17 protein-coding genes and 1 pseudogene are annotated in these 22,156 nt (G+C 71.0%); 12 read left to right on the plus strand and 6 right to left on the minus strand.

What is annotated here, in order from left to right; translation table 11 throughout:
• Positions 1-34: 34 nt before the first annotated feature.
• Positions 35-1,408, minus strand: coding sequence for a glutamate-5-semialdehyde dehydrogenase (locus IOE58_RS13230; protein WP_193866831.1), 1,374 nt, complete (start codon positions 1,406-1,408; stop codon positions 35-37).
• A 190-nt stretch (positions 1,409-1,598) separates the two neighbouring features.
• Here IOE58_RS13230 and IOE58_RS13235 point away from each other — a divergent pair, with 190 nt between their 5' ends.
• The 7 genes and pseudogenes from IOE58_RS13235 to IOE58_RS14905 form a co-directional block, all read left to right on the plus strand.
• Positions 1,599-2,615, plus strand: coding sequence for a substrate-binding domain-containing protein (locus tag IOE58_RS13235; protein ID WP_193866832.1), 1,017 nt, complete (start codon positions 1,599-1,601; stop codon positions 2,613-2,615).
• The gene (locus IOE58_RS13240; protein WP_193866833.1) at positions 2,612-4,138 is read left to right on the plus strand and encodes a sugar ABC transporter ATP-binding protein; all 1,527 of its coding nucleotides are present in this window, start codon (positions 2,612-2,614) and stop codon (positions 4,136-4,138) included. The genes IOE58_RS13235 and IOE58_RS13240 overlap by 4 nt, the downstream gene beginning before the upstream one ends.
• Positions 4,135-5,115: an ABC transporter permease gene (locus IOE58_RS13245; RefSeq protein WP_017824100.1), complete on the plus strand. Its 981-nt coding sequence runs from the start codon at positions 4,135-4,137 to the stop codon at positions 5,113-5,115. Before IOE58_RS13240 ends, IOE58_RS13245 begins: the two co-directional genes overlap by 4 nt.
• Before the next feature lie 69 nt (positions 5,116-5,184).
• The gene (locus IOE58_RS13250) at positions 5,185-6,144 is read left to right on the plus strand and encodes a substrate-binding domain-containing protein (RefSeq protein ID WP_193866834.1); all 960 of its coding nucleotides are present in this window, start codon (positions 5,185-5,187) and stop codon (positions 6,142-6,144) included.
• Complete coding sequence (locus IOE58_RS13255) at positions 6,141-7,070, plus strand: PfkB family carbohydrate kinase (protein ID WP_193866835.1); 930 nt, start codon at positions 6,141-6,143, stop codon at positions 7,068-7,070. Before IOE58_RS13250 ends, IOE58_RS13255 begins: the two co-directional genes overlap by 4 nt.
• Positions 7,067-7,450: a D-ribose pyranase gene (gene rbsD / locus IOE58_RS13260; protein WP_193866836.1), complete on the plus strand. Its 384-nt coding sequence runs from the start codon at positions 7,067-7,069 to the stop codon at positions 7,448-7,450. Before IOE58_RS13255 ends, rbsD begins: the two co-directional genes overlap by 4 nt.
• A 21-nt stretch (positions 7,451-7,471) precedes the next feature.
• A pseudogene (locus tag IOE58_RS14905) lies at positions 7,472-7,600 on the plus strand (OsmC family protein); the annotation flags it as partial.
• Between the two features lie 59 nt (positions 7,601-7,659).
• On the opposite strand, the gene proB reads toward IOE58_RS14905, so the two are convergent.
• From proB to IOE58_RS13290, 5 genes are all read right to left on the minus strand, one after another.
• A complete protein-coding gene (gene proB, locus IOE58_RS13270; protein WP_193866837.1) occupies positions 7,660-8,814 on the minus strand; it encodes a glutamate 5-kinase in 1,155 nt (384 codons plus the stop codon).
• A gap of 13 nt (positions 8,815-8,827) precedes the next feature.
• Positions 8,828-10,366, minus strand: a complete 1,539-nt coding sequence (gene obgE / locus IOE58_RS13275; RefSeq protein ID WP_193866838.1) for a GTPase ObgE — start codon at positions 10,364-10,366, stop codon at positions 8,828-8,830.
• A gap of 152 nt (positions 10,367-10,518) precedes the next feature.
• Complete coding sequence (rpmA, locus tag IOE58_RS13280; RefSeq protein WP_193866839.1) at positions 10,519-10,773, minus strand: 50S ribosomal protein L27; 255 nt, start codon at positions 10,771-10,773, stop codon at positions 10,519-10,521.
• A gap of 36 nt (positions 10,774-10,809) precedes the next feature.
• Complete coding sequence (gene rplU / locus IOE58_RS13285; protein ID WP_017824107.1) at positions 10,810-11,118, minus strand: 50S ribosomal protein L21; 309 nt, start codon at positions 11,116-11,118, stop codon at positions 10,810-10,812.
• A gap of 278 nt (positions 11,119-11,396) precedes the next feature.
• Positions 11,397-14,606: an Rne/Rng family ribonuclease gene (locus IOE58_RS13290; protein WP_193866840.1), complete on the minus strand. Its 3,210-nt coding sequence runs from the start codon at positions 14,604-14,606 to the stop codon at positions 11,397-11,399.
• 451 nt (positions 14,607-15,057) lie between these two features.
• Here IOE58_RS13290 and IOE58_RS13295 point away from each other — a divergent pair, with 451 nt between their 5' ends.
• From IOE58_RS13295 to IOE58_RS13315, 5 genes are all read left to right on the plus strand, one after another.
• Positions 15,058-16,614, plus strand: coding sequence for a cytochrome ubiquinol oxidase subunit I (locus IOE58_RS13295; RefSeq protein ID WP_193866841.1), 1,557 nt, complete (start codon positions 15,058-15,060; stop codon positions 16,612-16,614).
• Positions 16,615-16,632: 18 nt separating this feature from the next.
• Positions 16,633-17,733: a cytochrome d ubiquinol oxidase subunit II gene (gene cydB, locus IOE58_RS13300; RefSeq protein ID WP_193866842.1), complete on the plus strand. Its 1,101-nt coding sequence runs from the start codon at positions 16,633-16,635 to the stop codon at positions 17,731-17,733.
• A gap of 68 nt (positions 17,734-17,801) precedes the next feature.
• Positions 17,802-19,583, plus strand: a complete 1,782-nt coding sequence (gene cydD, locus IOE58_RS13305) for a thiol reductant ABC exporter subunit CydD (protein ID WP_193866843.1) — start codon at positions 17,802-17,804, stop codon at positions 19,581-19,583.
• Complete coding sequence (cydC, locus tag IOE58_RS13310) at positions 19,580-21,325, plus strand: thiol reductant ABC exporter subunit CydC (protein ID WP_193866844.1); 1,746 nt, start codon at positions 19,580-19,582, stop codon at positions 21,323-21,325. The genes cydD and cydC overlap by 4 nt, the downstream gene beginning before the upstream one ends.
• Before the next feature lie 60 nt (positions 21,326-21,385).
• Positions 21,386-22,156 (plus strand): histidine kinase (locus tag IOE58_RS13315; RefSeq protein ID WP_193866845.1); only part of this gene is annotated, 771 nt, incomplete at its 3' end.

A 22,156-nucleotide genomic window follows, 5' to 3' on the forward strand; every position in this document is an offset into this window, starting at 1 on the left:
CGCCCCGCGCACCGGGCGCGGACCCGCCGTGCGATCAGGCACGCACATGCCCCTGACCCACCACCAGCCACTTCCCGCACGTCAGCTCCGGCAGGCCCATGGGTCCGCGGGCGTGGAGCTTCTGGGTGGAGATGCCGATCTCGGCGCCGAAGCCGAACTCGCCGCCATCGGAGAAGCGGGTGGAGGCATTGGCCATCACCACGGCGGAGTCCACCTCCGACAGGAAGCGCTGCTGGCTGACCAGGTCACGGGTGAGGATCGACTCGGTGTGGCCGGTGGAGTGGGCGCGGATGTGCGCCAGCGCCGCATCCAGGTCCTCCACCACGCGGATCGCGAGGTCCAGGGACAGGTACTCGGTGTCCCAGTCCTCCTCGGTGGCATCGACCACGTCGATGCCGGCACCCGCGGTCCCTCCCTTGCCGACATCCAGTGCGGCACGGGCCTGCTCATCCACGTGCAGGGTCACGCCGGCCTCGGCCAGGGGCGCCGCCACCAGGGGAAGGGCGCGCTCGGCGATGTCGCGGTGCACCAGCAGGGTCTCCAGGGCGTTGCACACCCCGATCCGCTGGGTCTTGGCGTTGGTGATGATGTCCACGGCCTGCGCCAGGTCCGCGCTGGCGTCGAGGAACACGTGGGTGTTGCCGGTGCCGGTCTCGATCACGGGCACCACGGAGTGGGTCACCACGTGCTGGATCAGCCCCGCTCCCCCGCGCGGGATCAGCACGTCCACCAGGCCGCGGGCCCGCAGCAGGGCATCGACGCCCTCGCGGCCGCGCTGGTCGATCCCCACGATCAGGTCCTCGGGCAGCTCGTGCTCGGCGAGCACCGAGCGCAGCACCGCGATCAGGGCCGTGTTGGAGTGCAGGGCCGCGGAACCACCGCGCAGCACCACGGCGTTGCCGGACTTCAGGGCCAGCCCGGCGGCGTCGACGGTCACGTTGGGGCGGGCCTCGTACACCATGCCGATCACGCCCAGCGGCACCCGGATCTGCCGCAGTTCGAGGCCGTTGCGCAGGATCGAGCCCTGCATCACCTCCCCCACGGGGTCCGGGAGGGCGGCCGCGTCGCGCAGCTGCTGGGCGATCGCCTCCACGCGCTGCGGGGTCAGGGCGAGCCGGTCGCGCAGGCCCGCAGCCATCCCGCTCGCATCGGCCGCCTCGAGGTCACGGGCGTTGGCATCGACGATCTGCCCGCTGTGCTCCACCAGGGCGTCGGCCATGGCCAGCAGCACGGCGTCCTTGCGGTCGCGGTGCAGGCGGGCCAGGGCCGGCTGGGCGTCCTTCGCCGCACGGGCGGCCTCGCGCACGGCCCGCTCGACGGGGCTCAGGGCCTCCTCACCCTCGGTGCCGGGGGTGCCGGGGGTGCCGTGTGTGCTGGAGGCGCTGCTCGTCGTGGGGCTCGCATTCATGGAGCAAGGGTAGGCCGCACCGGGGATCACCGGCAGGGGTGTCCAGAGGCGCGTGCAGGTTCCAGCTGTTGCGCACCACGCTCGCGCCGATTATGATCTAACCCACTCACTTTGGAAACGTTTCCACTCTGGGTGGCGCCGATCCTCCGGGCGGCGTCCCGCACACGACGACGTGTCGAAGGAGGAGCACGTGGCCAGGCCCACCATTCGTGACGTCGCTGCCCGTGCCGGGGTGTCCCTCGGCACCGCGTCTCGCGCCCTCAGCGGGAACGGTTCCGTTCGCCCGGCCACGCGCGAGGCCGTGCTCCAAGCCGCCAAGGACCTGGACTACAGGGTCAACTCCCTCGCTCGATCACTGCGTTCGAACCACACGGCGAGCATCGGCCTGCTGATCCCCGATGTGCGCAACCCCTACTTCTCCCAGCTGGCGCACGTGGTCGAGCAGAGCGCGCTCGAGCACGGTGTCACCACCCTCCTGTGCAACGCGGACGAGCGCCCGGAACAGATGGCCATGTACGTCGACGTGCTGCGCGAGCGCCGCGTGGACGGCGTCATCGTCTCTCCCTTCGCCGATGCAGAGCAGGCCCTGGCTGGCCTTGATGACGACGCGATCCCCACCGTCTTCATCGACAGGCGGATCCCCGGCTCCCCCACCCCATCGGTCACCAGCGATACCAGCTCGGCACTCGACGAGGCGATCGCCCTCATGTCCCGGCTGGGGCACCGCAGGGTCGGCTTCATCACCGGTCCTCGCACGACATCAACCGGTATCGAACGCATCGAACAGGTTGCCACCGCTGCGGATCACCACGGTGTGGAGGTCGAATGGCAGGAGGGAGACTTCCACACCGAGTCCGGCCACCGCGCCGCCACCTCCCTACTCGGGAGCGGCGTGCGCGCGATCCTCGCCAGCGACGCCCAGACCACCGAAGGTGCTCTGAGCGCGATCGTCGAGCAGGGCATCGCTCTCGGTGAGGGCCTCCATTTCATCGGCTTCGACGGCACACCGGCCACAGCACTGATCCGTCCGTCGCTCACGTACGTGCGCCAGCAGGTCCAGGAGATGGCTGCGACCGCTGTCGATCTGCTCGTACGTCTGCGAGCAGGGGAGATCGTCACGTCGGTCCGGCTTCCCAGCACACTCGTCCTCGGCGGCTCCGCCCGGCCCGCCGCCGATCACCTCACAGAAGAGAGGTCCTGCGCATGACCGCCCCCTTGCTCCGACTGGACCACGTCACCAAGACGTTCGGGCCTGTCACCGTGATCGATGACGTGAGCGTCGATGTCCTCCCCGGCCGCGTGCAGGTGCTGCTCGGTGAGAACGGTGCAGGGAAGTCCACACTCATCAAGATGATGTCGGGCATCTACCAGCCCGATGGTGGGCGCATCCTGATCGACGGCAACGAGACCCATCTCCCCACGGTCAAGGCGGCCGAAGCCCACGGCGTCGCCACGATCCACCAGGAGCTGAACCTGGTCCCTCAACTCAGCGTGGCCGAGAACATCATGCTCGGCAGGACCCCGCAGAAGCTCGGGCTCGTGGACCGCTCCTCTCTGCGTCGGCACGCCTCCGCTGCGCTTGAGCGCATCGGCCTGCGGGTCCCCCTGGACCGCCCGGTGGGAACCCTGGGGGTCGCCAAGCAGCAGCTCGTCGAAATCGCCAAGGCCCTCTCCCAGCAGGCCCGCATACTGATCCTCGACGAGCCCACCGCGGCCCTCACCGGAACGGAGATCGACCAGCTGTTCTCCGTGGTCGAGGATCTGCGGGCCGACCAGGTGGGAATGGTGTTCATCTCCCACCACCTCGACGAGATCGCACGGATCGGCGACACCGTCACCGTGCTGCGCGACGGCCAGTTCGTGCAGGAGGTCCCCGCAGACACCCCGGAGAACGAGCTGATCCGACTGATGGTGGGCCGCGACATCGAGGACCAGTTCCCCCGCCGCGCACCAGAACAGCCCGGCGACGTGCTGCTCTCCGTGGAGGGTCTGAGCAGCGAAGGGCACTTCGAGGACGTCTCCTTCGAGGTGCGCGCCGGTGAGGTGCTGGGCATAGCCGGGCTGGTGGGCGCCGGCCGCACCGAGGTGCTGCGAGCCGTCTTCGGTGCTGACCGCTACGACCGCGGCACCGTCGCGGTTGCGGGCGATCAGCTGCCACCCGGGGACGTGGGTGCTGCGATCGAAGCGGGACTGGGCCTGGTCCCCGAGGACCGCAAGGCACAGGGCCTGGTGCTCGAGCACTCGGTGCAGGACAACACGGGCCTGGCGACATTCCGCCGTCACGCCCGCGCAGGGCTCGTGGATCGGGCCGGAGAGAAGCGACGGGCCGATGACGTCACCTCCCGGCTGAACGTGCGGATGGCCGGTCTCGGCCAGCCCATCCGCAACCTCTCGGGCGGCAACCAGCAGAAGGTCGTCTTCGGGCGCTGGGTACTGGCCGACACCCGCATCCTGCTGCTGGACGAGCCCACCCGCGGCGTCGACGTCGGCGCAAAGGTCGAGATCTACGAGCTGATCAACGCCATCACCGACAACGGCGGGGCAGTGCTCATGGTCTCGAGTGAACTGCCCGAGGCGCTGGGCATGAGCGATCGTCTCCTGGTGATGAGCGCTGGCCGCGCCACCGGCGTTCTCGAGTCCAACACCGCCTCGGAGGACGACGTCATGGCCCTGGCCGTCTCCAACATCGAACCCGCCCAGACCATCTCCTCGGAAGGAGAAGCGGCATGACCGCCACTGCCCAGACCACCTCGCCCACCCGGCGCTCGACCCTCTCGAAGGTCGGCCACTGGGCGATGAACAACGGTGCACTGGTGGGGCTGATCCTGCTGTGCATCGGTCTGTTCATCGCCACTCCGGCCTTCCTGACGATCCCGAACATCATCAACATCGGGATCCAGGCTGCCGTGGTCGCAATCCTCGCCTTCGGAATGACCTTCGTCATCGTCACCGCCGGGATCGACCTGTCCGTGGGGTCCGTCGCAGCTCTGGGCGCGATGGTCTCCGCCTACTCCTTCGCCTCCCTGAACCTTCCCGGGATCCTCACCGTGGTGGTCGGACTCGGGGTGGGCATGCTGGCCGGTTCGATCTCCGGTCTCGCGATCGCCTACGGCAAGCTGCCCGCCTTCATCGCCACACTCGCCATGATGTCCATCGCCCGCGGCCTGACCCTGGTGGTCTCCAACGGCACCCCCATCGATACGTCGGACACGGTCAACATCTTCGGGAGCCGCGTGGCCGGCATTCCCGTGCCGATCTTCGCGATGGTGCTGGCGGGAGTGGTGTGCTGGTTCATCCTCTCGCGGACCGTCCTGGGACGCTCCATGTACGCCGTGGGCGGGAACATCGAGGCCGCCCGACTCTCAGGCATCCCCGTCAAGCGCGTCCTGGTGTGGGTCTACGCCCTGTCCGGTCTGTTCGCAGGCCTCGCGGGACTGGTGCTTGCTGGGCGCCTGCGCTCTGCCGGGCCTCAGGCCGGCTCCGGCTACGAGCTCGACGCGATCGCTGCCGTGGTCATCGGCGGCGCCTCCCTGGCCGGCGGTTCCGGCAGGGCAACCGGCACCCTCATCGGCGCCATCCTTCTGGCAGTCATCCGCAACGGTCTGAACATCCTGAACGTCTCCTCGTTCTGGCAGCAGGTCGTGATCGGCTGCGTGATCGCACTAGCCGTCGGCTTCGACGTCTTCCGCCGCAAGACCGACTCCTGACCCCTGACAACGCCCTACCGCACCTACGCAACCAACCCATCGGGGCCGCGCCCCACGAAAGGAACAAAGATGTCCCCCGTCAACCCCACCCGACGTCAGACCCTCGGCCTCACCGCCGTCCTCGCCGGAGCCCTCAGCCTGGCCGCCTGCAACCGCGGCGGCGGGGAGGCCGGCGCCGAGGGAGGCGGCGGTGGAGGCACAGTCATGCTGTCGGTCTCCACCCAGACGAACCCGTTCTTCGTTCAGCTCGTCGACGGCGCGCGGAAGGCCGCAGAAGAGCTCGGGCTCACCCTCGAGGTGCAGGACGCCTCCGATGATGCCTCCACCCAGGCCAACCACCTGCAGAACGCCATCACCCAGGGGGTCGCCTGCGTCATCGTCAATCCCACCGACTCCGATGCAGTGTCCGCCTCGATCGAAGCGCTGAACGCCGCCGAGATCCCCGTGATCGCTGTGGACCGCAACGCCACCAGCGGTGAGCTGGTCTCCTACATCGCCTCCGACAACGTCGCAGGCGGCGCTCAGGCTGCCCAAGCCCTTGCCGAGGCCATCGAGGACACCGGCCAGATCCTCGTGCTCCAAGGCGTCCCCGGCGCGTCGGCCACCCGTGACCGCGGCCAGGGCTTCACCGAGGAGATCGCCAACCACGGTGACATCGAAGTGGTCGCGGAGCAGACCGCGAACTTCGACCGTGCCGAGGGTCTGAACGTCGCCACCAACCTCCTGCAGGCGAATCCGGACGTGGTCGGCATCTTCGCCCACAACGACGAGATGGCGCTCGGTGCCATCGAGGCCCTCGGCCCGCGGGCGGGATCGGAGGTCTTCGTGGTCGGCTTCGACGGCACCGGGAACGGATTGGCCGCCGTCGAGGCCGGGACCATGCATGCCACCATCGCGCAGCAGCCCGGTGAACTTGGAGCCCAGGCCGTCGAACAGGCTCAGACCGTGGTCGAGGGCGGCAGCCCGGAGGCCGAGGTCCAGGTCGACGTGGTGGTGGTCACCGCCGAGAACGTGAGCGAGTACCTGTGACGGGCATCGTCGTCGTCGGCTCCATCAATGCCGACCTCAATCTGAGAGTCGAGCGCCATCCCGGTCCCGGGGAGACGCTGATCGGAGCAGATGGTTCGGTCACGCCCGGGGGGAAGGGCGCCAACCAGGCCGTTGCCGCCAGGAGGCTCGGTGCCGAGGTGCGGATGGTCGGAGCCGTCGGCGACGATGCCCATGCCGGAGCGGCACTGTCACTGCTGAAGGAGTGCGGCGTCGGTGTGGGCACCGTCTCCACCAGCCCCGGCACTCCCACGGGTCTGGCAGTGGTCACCGTCGACGAGCATGGGGAGAACACCATCGTCGTCGTCCCCGGGGCCAACACCACCGTCGATGCAGCCGCTGTCGGCGCCCATGCCGCTCTGCTCGAGGACGCCGATATCGTGGTCCTGCAGGGGGAGACCCCCCGCAGTGGCATCGAAGCGGCGGCCCGCCTCTGCGGTGGGCGGGTGATCCTCCATCCGGCCCCCGTTGTCGAGCTCGATGCGGAGGTGCTGCACCGAGCGGATCCCCTGGTCGTCAACGAGCACGAGGCAGGTCTGGTCCTCGGTTTGCTCGCACCAGGCAAAGACGTGCCCGAGGATGCGGGGGACATGCTGCAGGCACTGCGGCGCGCGGGGATCGGCTCGCTGGTCCTCACCCTCGGTGGGGAGGGTGCCCTCGTGCTCCCGGCCGGTGCAACCGAGGTCGTCCCAGTGCCCGCCTCACCAGTGGCGGCCGTGGACACCACGGGGGCGGGCGACGCCTTCATCGGGGCCCTCGCCGCCCACCTGCTGGGGTCCGACGACCTGGTAGAGGCCGCCCGCTTCGCCGCGCGGGTGGGTGCCTTCGCGGTGCGTTCGGAGGGTGCCCAGCCGAGCTACCCCTACATGACCGACGATCTGCCAGGTCCCACGGAGGCATCCCGATGAGGACGACCGGCATCCTTCACGCCCAGCTCGCCCTCCACATTGCACGTCTACGCCATACGGACACCTTCGTGGTGGGCGATGCAGGGCTACCGGTTCCTCCCGGGGTTCCCGAGGTCGACCTGGCCGTGGGCTTCGGCATCCCCCGCTTCGCGGACGTGCTCGATCTGATCCTCTCGGAGGTCGCGATCGAGGGTGCAGTCCGCGCCGTCGAGGTGGAGGGGCAGGATGCGGGTCGCTGGCTGGCCGAGCGGTTCCCCGATGCTGAGGCGGTCCCCCACGAGGAGCTCAAGTCCCTCACTGCATCCGCGCGGTTCATCGTGCGCACAGGAGAGGCGTCCCCCTACGCCAACGTTCTCCTCCGTGCGGGCGTTCCTTTCTGACGATCGCGATCCACTCTGCAGCTGCGACCAGACTCTCATGAGCCGCCTAGCCCGGGCGGCGACGACGCCGGTGCCAATCCGGTCGAGTTCGTGCTCGCCGCTCTGATGGGGTGCCTGAACGTGGTGATGCACACCGTTGCGAAGGAGAAGGGCGTCGAGGTGCCCTCCCCGGCGCTGACATCGAGACGGTCCTCACCGGCTCCTGAGACTCACAGCAGCACCATCTGGTCGCGGTGCACGGCCGGGCGGCGGAAGCGCTCCCCCAGCGACTCCCGCAGCTCGGCCGAGCCGTGGCCGCTCATCACCCGCAGCTCCTCGCTGCTGAAGCCCACCAGGCCGCGCGCGATCAGCTGCCCGTCCGGTGCGGCGATGTCCACCGGGACCCCGGCGGGGAAGGTGCCCTCGATCCGTGCCACGCCCACCGCCAGCAGAGAGCGGCGACGGCTGCGCAGCGCCTGGGCGGCACCTTCGTCCACGTGCAGGGTGCCCGCGCCGCGGGTGGCGAAGCGCAGCCACACCAGGCGTGAGCGGCGGCGCCCGTGGTGGGCGGGGAAGAACGTGCCCACATCCTCCCCCGCGACGGCGCCGGCGAACTGCGCCGCCGAGGTCATCACGGTGGCGGTGCCGGTGGTGGAGGCGTGCTGAGCCGCGGAGAGCTTGGTGACCATCCCGCCGGTGCCCACCTTGGAGCCCACCGAGCCGATGCTCACCCCGGCCAGGCGCGCCACGTCCTCCACCACGGAGATCCGCTGGGCGCCCGGCTCCCGCGGCGGCGCGGTGTACAGGGCGTCCACGTCCGTGAGCAGCACCAGGGCGTCCGCGCCCAGCAGCTGCGCCACCAGGGCTGCCAGGCGGTCGTTGTCGCCGAAGCGGATCTCATGGGTGGCGGTGGTGTCGTTCTCGTTGACCACCGGCACGGTGCCCAGGTCCAGCAGTGCCTCCAGGGCGGTGCGCACGTTGCGGTAGGTCTGCCTGCCGATCACGTCGGACTCGGTCAGCAGCACCTGACCGGTGATGCGCTCGTGCCGGGCGAAGGCCTCGGACCAGGAGCGGGCCAGCAGGGCCTGGCCGACGCTCGCGGCGGCCTGCTGCAGGGCCACCTCCCGGGGCCGCTGCGGCAGCCCCAGCGGGGCCAGCGCCGCGGCGATCGCACCGGAGGAGACGATCACCACCTCGGTGCCGCGCTCCAGCAGCCCCGCCGCCGTGGCGGCGATCTCCTGCACCCGCGCATCGTCGAGCCGGCCGCTCCCATCGGTGAGGCTGGAGGAGCCGATCTTCACCACGATGCGACCGGCGCCTGCCAGCTGGGCGCGGTCGGTGAGACGCGCGGGCTGCCGCGGTGCGCGGGCGAGGTCGGCGCTCACCGGGTGCTGCCGATCATGATGCGGTGCCGTCCTCGTCCACGGAGGGATCGGTCCAGTGCCCGGCCCGGCGCTCCTCCTCCATCGCTGCGAGTCGCCCCATGCGGGCGTCGGTGCGGGCGCGCTGCTCGGCGCGCTTCTCCTCGCGGGTGGGCCGGTGATGGTCCTCCAGGCGCTTGTCGGTGCCACGGGCGCCCAGCAGCTCGGCGCCGCCCATCATGGTGGGCTCCCAGTCGAACACCACAGCGTCGTCCCCCGGGCCGATCAGCACGGTGGAGCCGGCCACCGCGCCGGCGGCGTACAGCTCCTGCTCCACGCCCAGGCGGGCCAGACGGTCCGCCAGGTAGCCCACGGCCTCGTCGTTGGCGAAGTCGGTCTGGCGCACCCAGCGCTCGGGCTTGTCGCCCACCACGCGCCAGGCGGTCGCACCCTCGAACTGCTCGGTGACCACGCGGAAGCCGGCCTCGTCCACCGGCTCGGGGGTGATCACGATGGGAGCGGCCGAGGGCTCGGGCAGGGCAGCACGGGCCTTCTCCACCAGCTCACCGAGCAGGAAGCTCAGCTCGCGCAGGCCCTTGTGGGACACGGCGGAGACGTCCAGCACGGGCACCTCGCGCTCGGCGAGGCCGGCGCGGACCATGTCGGCCATGTCGGCGCCGTCGGGCACGTCGGTCTTGTTGAGCACCACCACGGTGGGCCGTTCCATCAGCGGGATCCGGCCCTCTCCGGGCTCATCGAGGCCTGCGGCGTACTGGGCCAGCTCGGACTCGATGGTCTCCAGGTCGCTGAGGGGGTCCCGATCGGATTCGAGGGCGGCGGCATCGAGCACGTGCACGATCACGTGGCAGCGCTCGATGTGGCGCAGGAAGTCCAGTCCCAGCCCCTTGCCCTGGCTGGCGCCGGGGATCAGGCCGGGCACGTCGGCGATGGTGTAGCGGTACTGGCCTGCCTCAACCACGCCCAGATTGGGCACCAGGGTGGTGAAGGGGTAGTCGGCGATCTTGGGGCGGGCTGCGCTCATCGCCGCGATCAGGGAGCTCTTGCCGGCGCTCGGGTAGCCCACCAGGGCCACGTCCGCCACGGACTTCAGCTCCAGGATCAGGGTGCGCTCCTGGCCGGGTTCGCCCAACAGGGCGAAGCCGGGTGCCTTGCGGTGCCGGGAGGCCAGCGCAGCGTTGCCCAGCCCGCCGGAGCCCCCGCGGGCCGCCACGTAGCGGGTGCCGATGCCGGTCATGTCGGCCAGCACGGTGCCGTCCTCGGTGGCCACCACGGTGCCGTCCGGGACCGGCAGCACCAGGTCCTCGCCGCGGGCCCCGTGGCGCAGGTCGCCCTTGCCGAAGTCACCGGAGGAGGCCTTCTGGTGTGGCTTGTGGTGGTACGGCAGCAGGGTGGTGGTGGAGGCGTCCACCTCGAGGATCACGTCCCCGCCGCGGCCGCCGTTGGCACCGTCGGGCCCGGCCAGCGGCTTGAACTTCTCGCGACGGATCGAGGCGGCGCCGTGGCCCCCCGATCCGGCGACGACGTGCAGTCTCACGCGGTCGACGAACGTTGCCATGGGGCTCCTCCGATGCGGGGCGGGGTGGGTCCGTCCCCGGGTGCGGGGCGGACGGTGGTGGGTACGCGTCGAGGGGCGGAGCTGTGGGCTCCGCCCCTCGAAGGCGAAAGTGGGAGTCCGGACGGGGCCGGACGGATCAGCGGTCGCTGCGCTCAGGCGCTGGCGACAACGCTGACCACGCGGCGGTCGCGCTTGCGCCCGAACTCGACGGTGCCCGCCGTGAGGGCGAACAGCGTGTCGTCGTTGCCGCGGCCCACGCCGTCACCGGGGTGGATCTTGGTACCGCGCTGACGCACGATGATCTCACCGGCGCCGACGACCTGGCCGCCGAAGCGCTTGACGCCGAGGCGCTGGGCGTTGGAGTCACGCCCGTTCTTGGAGGAGCTGACGCCCTTCTTCGATGCCATCTGGAATCAATCCTTCTCTCGTTACGAAGGGATCGCTCAGGCGATGCCCGTGATCTTCAGGCGGGTGAGCTCCTGGCGGTGGCCCTGGCGCTTCTTGTAGCCCGTCTTGTTCTTGTACTTGAGGATGCGGATCTTGGGACCGCGCAGCTCCTCGAGGATCTCAGCGGTCACCTTCACCTTGTCCAGATCGGACTTGGCGGAGGTCACCGAGTCGCCGTCGACCAGGAGGACGGGAGCGAGCTCGACGCTGTCGCCCGCCTCGCCGGACACGCGGTTGATCACGATGGTGTCACCGACCGACACCTTCTCCTGACGACCGCCTGCGCGGACGATTGCGTACACCACGTCACTGCTCCATCTTGGTTCGGGAATTGCTTGGTTCGGGACGTACCCGAGAGCCGGACTCGCGGACTCACCGCGCACCTGCGACCGTCGACCGGTCCTGCTGCGCCCTCGATCCACTCGAGAACACCCCAGGAGGGAGGTGCGGCCGCGCGACGCCCAGCGGGATCACGACTTCGGCGCGTTCTGCGCCAAGGGACAGCTTACGATCCCCGGGCGCGCCGGTCAACCATTCTTACCGGCGCGACCTGCGCAGATGCTGGCGGAAGCTGTGGAACTGGTCACCCTTCGGGGGTGACGGTCCCGCCGGGGCCGTCAGGGCTCGCCTGCTCGGGGTCAGTGCTGCCGGCCTCGGGGTCGATGCGGGTGACGGGCTCCGGGTCCCCGGTGCCGCTCGCATCGGCCGCGGGGGCCGACTGCTCGACGCGGTCGGCCTGCTCGGGCCGCTCGAGGGACCCGGCGTCGGCGGCGCGGGTGGCCTCGCCGGTGTCCTGCTGGGGCTGCTGGTCCGTCGGCACGGTTCCCTCCTGCTCTTCGGAGTGGCCGGGCTCGTCGTTCGCGGTGGGGGTCTGCTCCTGGCCCTGCACCGAGACGACCTTGCCGTCCACGGTCACCTCGGGGCTCGACTGGTGACCGGAGGCCGCCGCGATCGAGGCGATGGTGGCACGGGCCAGGGCCCGGGAGCTCTCGTCCTCCTGCAGGCGGTGCACGTCCGCCGACTGCGGGTCGATCAGCTCACCCACGGCCTCCCTGGCCTCCGCGGAGCGGGACTTGCGCCCGCCGCGGCGCCGACCGGAGCGGGAGGACTCCTCGCCGGAGCCGTTGCCGCCTCCGCTGCCGGAGTTCGAACCGTTCCCGTTGCCGCCGGTGTGGGAGTGGGAGCCGTCCATGTCCACGATCAGGCCGCGGCCGTTGCAGTGCTCGCAGGTGGCGGAGTACGTCTCCACCAGTCCCTGGCCCACGCGCTTGCGGGTCATCTGCACCAGGCCCAGCGAGGTCACCTCGGCGACCTGGTGCTTGGTGCGGTCGCGCCCCAGGCACTCGACGAGCCTGCGCAGCACCAGGTCGCGGTTGGACTCGAGCACCATGTCGATGAAGTCGATGACGATGATGCCGCCGATGTCCCGCAGCCGCAGCTGCCGCACGATCTCCTCGGCGGCCTCCAGGTTGTTACGCGTGACGGTCTCCTCGAGGGAGCCGCCGGAACCGGTGAACTTGCCGGTGTTGACGTCCACCACGGTCATCGCCTCAGTGCGGTCGATCACCAGGGAGCCCCCGGAGGGCAGGTACACCTTGCGGTCCATCGCCTTGAGCAGCTGCTCGTCGATGCGGTGCTTGGCGAACACATCCTCGGGGCCCACGTGGCGGGTGAGCCGCTCCAGCAGGTCCGGTGCCACGGAGGAGATGTACTCGTGCACGTCGTCGTGGACCTTGCCGCCCTCGACGATCAGGGAGGTGAAGTCCTCGTTGAAGACGTCGCGCACCACCTTGATGGCGATGTCGGGCTCCTGGGACAGAGCGGCCGGGGCCGACTTCGACTTCTGGGCCTTCTGGATCTTGTCCCACTGGGCGCGCAGGCGCTCGACGTCGCGGGTGAGCTCCTCCTCGCTGGCCCCCTCGGCGGCGGTGCGCACGATCACGCCCGCATCCTCGGGGATGATCTGGCGCATGATCTTCTTCAGCCGCGCGCGCTCGGTGTCCGGCAGCTTGCGGGAGATGCCGGTCATGGAGCCGCCGGGCACGAACACCAGGTAGCGGCCGGGCAGGGAGATCTGGCTGGTCAGGCGGGCGCCCTTGTGGCCGATCGGGTCCTTGGTGACCTGGACCAGCACGGAGTCGCCGCTCTTGAGGGCCAGCTCGATGCGACGCGGCTGCCCCTCCAGGCCCGCGGCGTCCCAGTTGACCTCGCCAGCGTACAGCACGGCGTTGCGGCCCTTGCCGATGTCCACGAAGGAGGCCTCCATGGAGGGCAGCACGTTCTGCACCTTGCCCAGGTACACGTTGCCCACCATCGAGGTCTGCGACTTCTGGGCCACGTAGTGCTCCACCAGGACGTCGTCCTCGAGGACGGCGATCTGGGTGCGGCCCTTCTGCTCCCGCACCACCATGGAGCGCTTGACGGATTCGCGACGGGCCAGGAACTCGGCCTCGGTGATGACGCTGCGGCGGCGACCGGCGTCGCGGCCCTCTCGGCGACGCTGGCGCTTGGCCTCCAGGCGGGTGGAGCCCTTGACGGACTTCACCTCGTCGCGGCCCTCGCGCACCTTGACCACGGTGTTGGGGGGATCGTCCGGGGAGCTGACGTCACCGTCGCTGGATCCGGAGCGCCGCCGGCGCCGGCGCCGGCGCGAGCTCGAGGAGCCGGAGCTGCCGTCCCCGGAGTCCTTCTCGCCGTCGGAGTCCTCGCTCGAGGGATCCTCGGACTCGCCGTCCTGGTCGTCGCTGCCGCCACGGGAGCTGTCGGTGCCGGAGTCCTGGTCGTCGCCGCTGACGCGGTCCTCGTCCCCACGGCCACGGCCACGCCGCCCACGGCCGCCCCGGCGACGTCGACGCCGGGAGCTGCCGGAGCCCTCGCGGCCCTCATCGTCCTTGCTGTCGCCGGAGTCGTCGCCGTCCTCGGAGGAGCTGTCGTCACCGGTGCTCTCCTCGTCGGTGCCGCCGTCCTTCCGGGCCTCGCCCGCGGTGGCGTCCGAGCCCTGCTCCCCCACCGAGCCGCTGCGACGGCGCGAGCGGGTGCGGCGGTGGGGTGCGTCCTCGGCGTCCTCGGAGGAGGCGTCCTCGGCACCGTCCGTGTCCTGCCCGGAGTCGGAGCCTGCGTCGAAGGAGAGGTCGGCGCTGCCGACGGGGGCGTCCTTCGGGCCCACCGTCGTGCGCGGCTGCGCGGGCGCGGGCGCCTGGAACAGAAGCGAGGCGAAGTCCTGCTGGGCCTGCTCACGGCGCGCCCTGTCGTCATCGGCCTGACCGGCAGCCTGCTCAACGGCCCCACCGCGGGTGCGGGTGCTGGCCAGGGCGCGCAGGTCATCGGCGACGGGATTGGCGTCCTGCTCGTCGCCGTCCAGCTCGTCCTCGTCCTCCTCCTGCGCAGTGGCGGGAGAGGAGGCGACGGCATCGGTGCGCGGCTCGGGCTGGGCGGCCGCCGGTGCGGTGCGCGGTGCGTCCTGCTGCGCAACAGACCCCTGCGGGAGGCCCTCGGAGCCCTCCGCGGCCTCGCCCGTCTCCGGATCCTGGGCGGCCGGCGCAGGAACGATCGGGGCTCCTGCAGGCGCACCCGCGCGGCGGCGGGGACGCTTGGTGATGGTCGGCTCCGCCGCGGCGGCGGTCTGCTCGGGCACCACCGTGCGGAACACGGGGGTGTCCGTCGGGGTCTCCGGGGTGAGGACGGGGGCCGGGGCCCCCGCTGGCGCTCCCGCGGCGCGGCGGCGCCTGCGCGTGGGGGTGGTGCCGGTCGAATCCTCGTCGATCGATGCGCGGTCGTCGGTGCTGTCAGCCATGTGGCCGTCTCCTTCTGGAGGATCCAGCGCACCCTGGGTCCCATGTGGTCATCGTCCCTGGGGACGGAAGTCTCTGGCCCTCGCCGCCGCGCTGCTCCTCAGAGGGAGCGCTGCGATGCTGATCGCGGGAGCCGACTCGGTCGCGTGAACTCGCGTTCCCGGAGCTCCGACGCAACAACGCCGGGAGGTTCCCCCACCCGGTACGGGGCAGGAGAGCGCCGCGGTCAGTATGGCACAGGGAGCTGGTCCGGGACATCGCGACATGCGGCGCGACACACGCCGCCGCCGGGCCGACACACCCCGCCGCACGCTCGTCGATCCCGACCCGGGGATCCTCGCGGTGGGAGACTGGCTACTGCCGGACCGGCGCGCATCCCGGGACGATGGTCCCTTCCTGCAACCCTGCCCGGTCGTACTTTCGTGACAGCGTGTCGTTCCCCTGGGAGGATCCATGGAAGCCCTCGACCTGGCACGGTGGCAGTTCGGCATCACCACCGTGTACCACTTCATCTTCGTACCACTCACGATCGGCCTGTCGCTGCTGGTCGCGATCATGCAGACCATCGCCGTGCGATCCAAGGACCCAGTCAGGAAGGACGCCTGGACGCGCCTGACGAAGTTCTTCGGATCGATGCTGATCGTGAACTTCGGCATCGGCATCGCCACCGGCATCGTCCAGGAGTTCCAGTTCGGCATGAACTGGTCGGAGTACTCCCGCTACGTGGGCGACGTGTTCGGCGCCCCGCTGGCCCTGGAGGGCCTGCTGGCCTTCTTCCTGGAGTCGGTGTTCCTGGGGCTGTGGATCTTCGGCTGGAACAAGCTGCCGGAGAAGATCCACCTGCTCACCATCTGGATGGTGGCGATCGGCACCATGCTCTCGGCGTACTTCATCATCGCCGCGAACTCCTTCATGCAGCACCCCGTCGGCGCCGTGCTGAACCCGGAGACCGGGCGGGCGGAGCTCGATCCCTCCCAGGGCTCCATCCTCTCGGTGCTCACCAACGTCACCACCCTGGCGGCGTTCCCCCACGTGATCTCCGGCGCCTGGCTGGTGGCCTCCGCCTTCGTCACCGGCGTGGCCGGCTGGCACATGGTGCGCCACCACAACAAGGCCCGCGAGCTCGGCATGGAGACCACCGACGGTGCCGAGCACCACCTGATGAGCCGCGACGTGTTCCGGCCCGCCGTCCGCTTCGGCGTGGTGGCCATGTTCGTCTCCGCCCTGGTGCTGGTGATCTCCGGCGACTTCCAGGCCAAGATCATGTTCGAGCAGCAGCCGATGAAGATGGCCTCGGCCGAGGCGCTGTGCGAGACCCAGTCCGGTGCGCCGTTCTCCATCCTCACCGTGGGCGGCCCGGACGCGTTCGCGGCCGACTGCGACAGCGTGACCCACCTGATCGAGGTCCCCTACGTCACCGCGATCCTGGCCACCTATGATCCGAACGCCACCCTGCAGGGCGTGGACGACCTGAACGCGCAGTACAAGGAGCAGTTCGGCGAGACCACCACGGACATCTTCGGCAACGAGGTCGAGGCCGACTACCGGCCCAACCTGTTCGTCACCTACTGGTCCTTCCGCCTGATGATCGGCCTGGCGGTGTTCAGCGCCATCGTCGCCTTCTGGGCACTGTGGGTGACGCGCGGGAAGGGCGACCAGGCCCGCACCACCGGCTCCAAGGCCTTCGCCTGGTTCACCGTGCTGGCGATCCCCATGCCGTTCCTGGCCAACTCCGCCGGCTGGGTGTTCACCGAGATGGGCCGCCAGCCCTGGGTGGTCCACCCCAACCCGCTGGACCCGACGGTGCGCCTGATGACCATCCAGGGCGTCTCCTCCAACCCCGGCTGGATGGTGCTCACCTCCATGGTGACCTTCACCCTGCTGTACGGGGTGCTCGCCGTGGTGTGGTTCTACCTGATGCGCAAGGCCGCCCTCAAGGGCATCCCCATCCCGCAGCGTGACGAGCAGACCGACGAGCTCGACACCCCGGCCATCTCCTTCGGGTACTGAGAAGGGACAAGGACTGTCATGGACATGATCGATCCGACCTTGCTGCAGACGCTGTGGTTCGCGCTGATCGCCTTCTTCTTCCTGGGTTACTTCCTGCTGGAGGGTTTCGACTTCGGGGTGGAGATGAACGTCCTCGCCCTGGGCAAGGGGGACACCGAACGTCGCGGCACCATCATCTCGACCATCGCCCCGATCTGGGACGGCAACCAGGTGTGGCTGCTGGTGGGCGGCGCCTCGATCTTCGCGGCGTTCCCCGAGTGGTACGCCACCCTGTTCTCCGGCTTCTACCTGGCACTGCTGCTGCTCCTGGTGATGCTGATCGTGCGGGTGTGCGCCTTCAAGTACCGCGCCAAGCACGACACCCCCACCTGGACGAAGACCTGGGACTGGGTCCACATCCTCTCCGGCTTCCTGCCGGCGCTGCTGTGGGGCGTGGCCTTCGCCAACATCGTCAGGGGCGTGGCCATCGACGGCAACAGCTGGGTGACCACCTCCCTGCTGGGCCTGCTGAACCCCTTCGGCCTGCTGGGCGGCATCGTGTTCGTGCTGCTGTTCTGGCTGCACGGCACCTTGTACCTCACTCTGCGCACGGTGGGTGAGCTGCGCGAGGACGCCAACCGCCTGGCCGGCATCCTGATCCTGCCCACCATCATCGCCGGTGCGGCCTTCCTGATCTGGTACCAGCTGGCCTACTCCAACTCTGCCCTCACCTGGCTGCCCTTGCTGGTGGCGGCGGTGGCCCTGGTGGCGGTGGCAGTGCTGAACCGGATGCGCCGGGAGGGCGCGGCCTTCATGGCCTCCCTGACGGCGATCGGAGGGGCGGGTGTGACGCTGTTCGGTGGGCTGTTCCCCTACGTGCTGCCGGCCACCAACGACGCCGCCAACTCGCTCACGGTGGCCGGAGCCTCCTCCAGCGAGCACACGCTGCTGGTGATGACCATCGCCGTGGTGGTGTTCATGCCGATCGTGCTGGCCTACGAGATCTGGTCCTTCTGGGTGTTCCGCCACCGCATCGCCGGCCCAGACGACCCCCAGCCGCCCGGCCTGGTGGAGCGTGCTCGCGGCGCCTACCGCGAGGCCTTCGACCAGGACGGCGGTCGCCGCCACGCCGAGAGCTGAGAGCCTGACGGTGCCGCGGGGACCCTCGGCACGCCGAGCAGTCCCTCCGCCCTGTCAGACTGTCCACGATGACAACCTCGATCTCGCGCCCGCCTGCCCCGCCGCCCGCGGGGACGGCGGGCGCGTCCGCCCCCACCCCGAAGCGGGCCTCCCGCGCCCCGCTGGACCCGCGCCTGGTCCGCGAGGTCAGGGCCGCCCGCAGCCACGTGGCCCGCACCACCGTGCTGGGCCTGGTGCAGGCCGGCTGCGTGATCACCACGGCCCTGGTGATCGGCCGTCTCGGCGCCTCACTGCTGGTGGACCGTGAGCTCCCCCAGGCCGCCCCGGCACTACTGGGAGTGCTCGCGCTGGCTCTGGCGATCCGGGCGCTCGCGGTGCTGGTGGAGCAGCGCACCGCCCATCGGGCCGCCACCGACGCCATCGCCCAGCTGCGCTCCCGCATCGTGTCCCACGCCGCCCAACTGGGCCCGCGCAGCTCTGCCGGTCGCGGAGCGGACCTCACGGCCCTGGCCACCACCGGCGTGGAGAACCTGCGCCCCTACCTGGTGGGGTACGTGCCGCAGCTGCTGCTGAGCCTCACCGTGACCCCGCTGTGCCTGCTGACCATCGGCCTGCTGGACCTCACCAGTGCTCTGATCGCCCTGTTCACCCTGCCCCTGGTGCCGCTGTTCATGATCCTGGTGGGCAAGCTGACGGTGGGCCGCTCCGAGCGCCTGCTGGCAGACATGCGCACCATGTGGGCCCAGATGCTGGACCTGGTCGACGGGCTGCCCACCCTGCGCGCCCTGGGCCGGGAGAAGGGCCCCGAGAAGGTGGTGCGCAGTCTCGGCGACCGCCACCGCGCCTCCACCATGGGCTCGCTGAAGTACGCGTTCCTCTCCGGGATGGTGCTGGAGCTGCTGGCCACGCTGTGCGTGGCGCTGATCGCGGTGAGCATCGGCATGCGCCTGGTGTACGGGCACATGGACCTGGCCCCGGCGCTGGCCGTGCTGGTGCTGGCGCCCGAGGTGTACCAGCCGCTGCGCAACGTCGGCTCCCAGTACCACTCCTCGACCGACGGCCTGGCCGCCGTCACCGCGGCCTTCGAGGTGCTCGACGAGCCCGTCACGGCCGACGGCCGCACGGAGGCTCCCGACCTGCGCACCGCCACCCTGGCATTGCGCGGGGTCACCGTCGCCTCCCGCGACGGCCTGGCCCCCTACCGCGCCGAGGTCACCGTGCGCCCTGGTCGGGTGCTGGCCCTCACCGGCCCCTCGGGGTCCGGGAAGACCACGGCCGTGCACGTCATGCTGGGGCTGCTGGAGCCCGCGGAGGGCCGCGCTGAGGTGATCGCCGCCGACGGCACCGCCGTGGACGTGCGCGAGCTGCGCCGACGCTCCCTGTGGGACCAGGTGGCGCTGCTGCCCCAGCGTCCCGTGCTGCCCGCGGGCACCATCCGCTCCGTGCTGCTGTCGGCCCGCCCCGGTACGAGCGAGGGCGAGGTCGCCCGTGCCGCCGCGGCAACCGGCCTGGACGCCGTGGTGGCCGAGCGCGGCTGGGATGCGGATCTGGGCCGCGCCGGCGCCGGCATCTCCCTGGGAGAGCGGCAGCGCCTGGCCCTGGCCCGCGCCATGCTCTCCCCCGCACCGCTGGTGGTGCTCGACGAACCCACCGCCCACCTGGACGGGGCCACCGAGCAGGTGGTGCTGGACCTCATCGCGGACCTGCGCCGTCAGGGACGCACCGTGGTGGTGATCGCCCACCGCTCCCGCCTGGTCGACATCGCGGACGACGTCGCCGAGGTGCAGGCCCGCCACACCCGCGATGCCGAGCACCCGGCCGGGCACGAGCACCAGGAGGTCGCCCCGTGACCACCTCCCCCGATCTGGCCCTGCGCCGCGCCGAGAGAGCGCTGGAGATCCCCCGCGCCCGACTGGCCGCCGCGGTGCTCTCCGCCTGCGCCACCCTCGCGGCTGCCTTCGCCCTCGCCGCGGTCTCCGCCTACCTGGTCACCCGCGCCTGGACGATGCCCCCGGTGCTGGACCTCACCGTGGCCGTGGTGATGGTGCGCGCCCTGGGCGTGGCCCGCGGCGTGTTCCGCTGGCTGGACCGCATGACCACCCACGCGGTCGCGCTGCGCGGCGTGGTCTCCCTGCGCACCAACCTGTTCACCGCCCTGGCCGCCCGCACCGACGACACCCTGACCCGGCTGCGCCGCGGTGACCTGCTGGCCCGCATCGGCGACGACGCCCAGGAGCTCGCCGCCCACGTGATCAAGGCGATCGTGCCGGGCATCGTCTCGGTGGTCATGTTCGTGGTGGTGCTGGCCACGATCATGCCGATGTCGATGCTGGCGGGCCTGACCATGGCCGCATCGCTGGTGCTGGCCTCGTTGATCGCTCCGCTGGCGGCCTACCGCGCCTCACGCATCTCCCAGGACGCGGTGGTGACCACCCGTTCCCAGGTCTCCGCCAGCGCGCTGGAGATCCTGGACGACGCCACCAGCCTGCGCGTGGACGGCCGCCTCGACGCCGCCCTGGGCACGCTCGCCGCGGAGCAGTCAGCGCACGACGCCGCGATCGACCGCGCGGCCCTGCCCAGTGCGGTGGCCTCCGCCGCCGTTCCCGCCTCGATGGTGCTGGCGGTGCTCGGCTCACTGCTGGCCGCCGGTGCCGCCTGGCTGGACGGCGGTGCCTCCGCCGGGCAGATCGGCGTGCTGCTCCTGCTGCCGCTGTCCTCCTTCGAAGCCGCCTCAGCGCTCCCGGCGGCCGCCTCCCAGTACGCCCGCTCCCGCGCCGCTGCCGCCCGGCTCGACGCCGTGGTCCGGCCGGACGCGGCCCTTGCGTCGCTGGAGGCGCGCACCGAGAGCGCGGCGTCGACCGAGCTCCCCGCAGACAACGAGCCGGCCGTCGCGCCGTCCGCTGCAGTCCCGTCCCTCGCCCCCACCGCGCATCTGCGCGCCGTGGGCCTCACCGCCGGTTGGAGCCCCGAGGCCCCGCGCGTGGCGGGCCTGGACCTCGACCTGCCCCCGGGCTCCCGCCTCGCGGTCGTCGGCGCCTCCGGCAGCGGGAAATCCACCCTGCTGGCCACGCTCGCCGGTCTGCTGTCCCCGCTGGCCGGCGCCGTCCAGCTGGACGGCACCGACATCGCCTCCCTGCCGCCGCATGCCGTACGGCAGAAGGTGGTGATGTTCGCCGAGGACGCCCACGTGTTCGCCACCAGCGTGCGGGAGAACCTGCGGGTGGTGCGCGGCGACCTGGACGACGACACCGCCCATGCCGCCCTGCGTGCCGTGGGCCTGGAGGACTGGGTGGCACAGCTCCCCCGCGGACTGGACCCCATGCTGGGCCCGGACGGCACCACCGTTTCCGGAGGCGAGCGTCGACGGCTGCTGCTGGCCCGAGCCGTGATCCGAGGCAACGGGATCCTGCTGCTGGACGAACCCACCGAGCACCTCGATCCCGCCCGCGGCGATGCCCTGCTGCGCTCGCTGCTCACCCCCGCCGACGACACCCTGGTGCCCTCCGGCACCACCGTGGTGGTGGTCACGCACCGCGCCGAGGCGATCCCCGGCCACCCCCGTGCTCCACATCGGACCCGGCGCACGTGCTGAGCTGCATGCTGCCCGCACCGCCCGCCCCACCCGCTCCGGTTCCGCATCCCAGGAGGATCGATGAGTCAGGACCTGCTGCCCCCCGCCCGCGCCGACCGACCCCGCGTGCAGGACCTGGCCGAGGCCGTGCTGGCCGGCGGCGACACGGAGGACCTGCTGCAGCTGCTGGTCGCCTCCGCCCGCACCGACCTGGCACCCGGCGACTCCGTGCTGGTGATGCCGCTCGAGCCCGGGACCTGGACCGTGGAGATGGCCGAGGGGCCCAGCGCCACGGATCTGCTGGGACAGCTGCTGGACCCGCAGTCACCGGCGTTCCTGGCCCTCGCAGCTGCCGACAACGACGCACTGGAGGCGATCGGCGCCCTCGCCCTGGACCCGGATGCCCCCGCCCCCTCCCGCGCCCTGCTCGCGGTGGTCGACGCTGCCGAGCACGGGCGTGGGTTCCTCGCCGTGCTGCGCGACCGGGATCAGCAGCACATCGCCTTCACGGCGGCGGACAGGGAGCGACTGGACTCCCTGGCCGGACTGATCGCACTGACCCTGCGCGGCCCCTCCCTCGGTTCCGGCGAGGTGGACGACGAGCGCAGCCGGATCGCCCGCGACCTGCACGACCTGGCCATCCAGGAACTGTTCGCCGTGGGCATGGAGCTGGAGGCCCTCACCGAGGCGCTGTCCTCCCCCGGGGAGGAGCCCACCAACTCCCGGATCCGCAGCTCGGTGGCGACCTCCGTGCAGGGCGTGGAGAACGCGGTGGCCCAGATCCGGCAGATCGTCCAGTCGCTCCGGCGTGAGCGCACGGAGGCGACGCTCACCGAGCGGCTGCGTCACGAG

The organism is Brachybacterium epidermidis (assembly GCF_015209585.1).
Taxonomy (GTDB): domain Bacteria; phylum Actinomycetota; class Actinomycetes; order Actinomycetales; family Dermabacteraceae; genus Brachybacterium; species Brachybacterium epidermidis.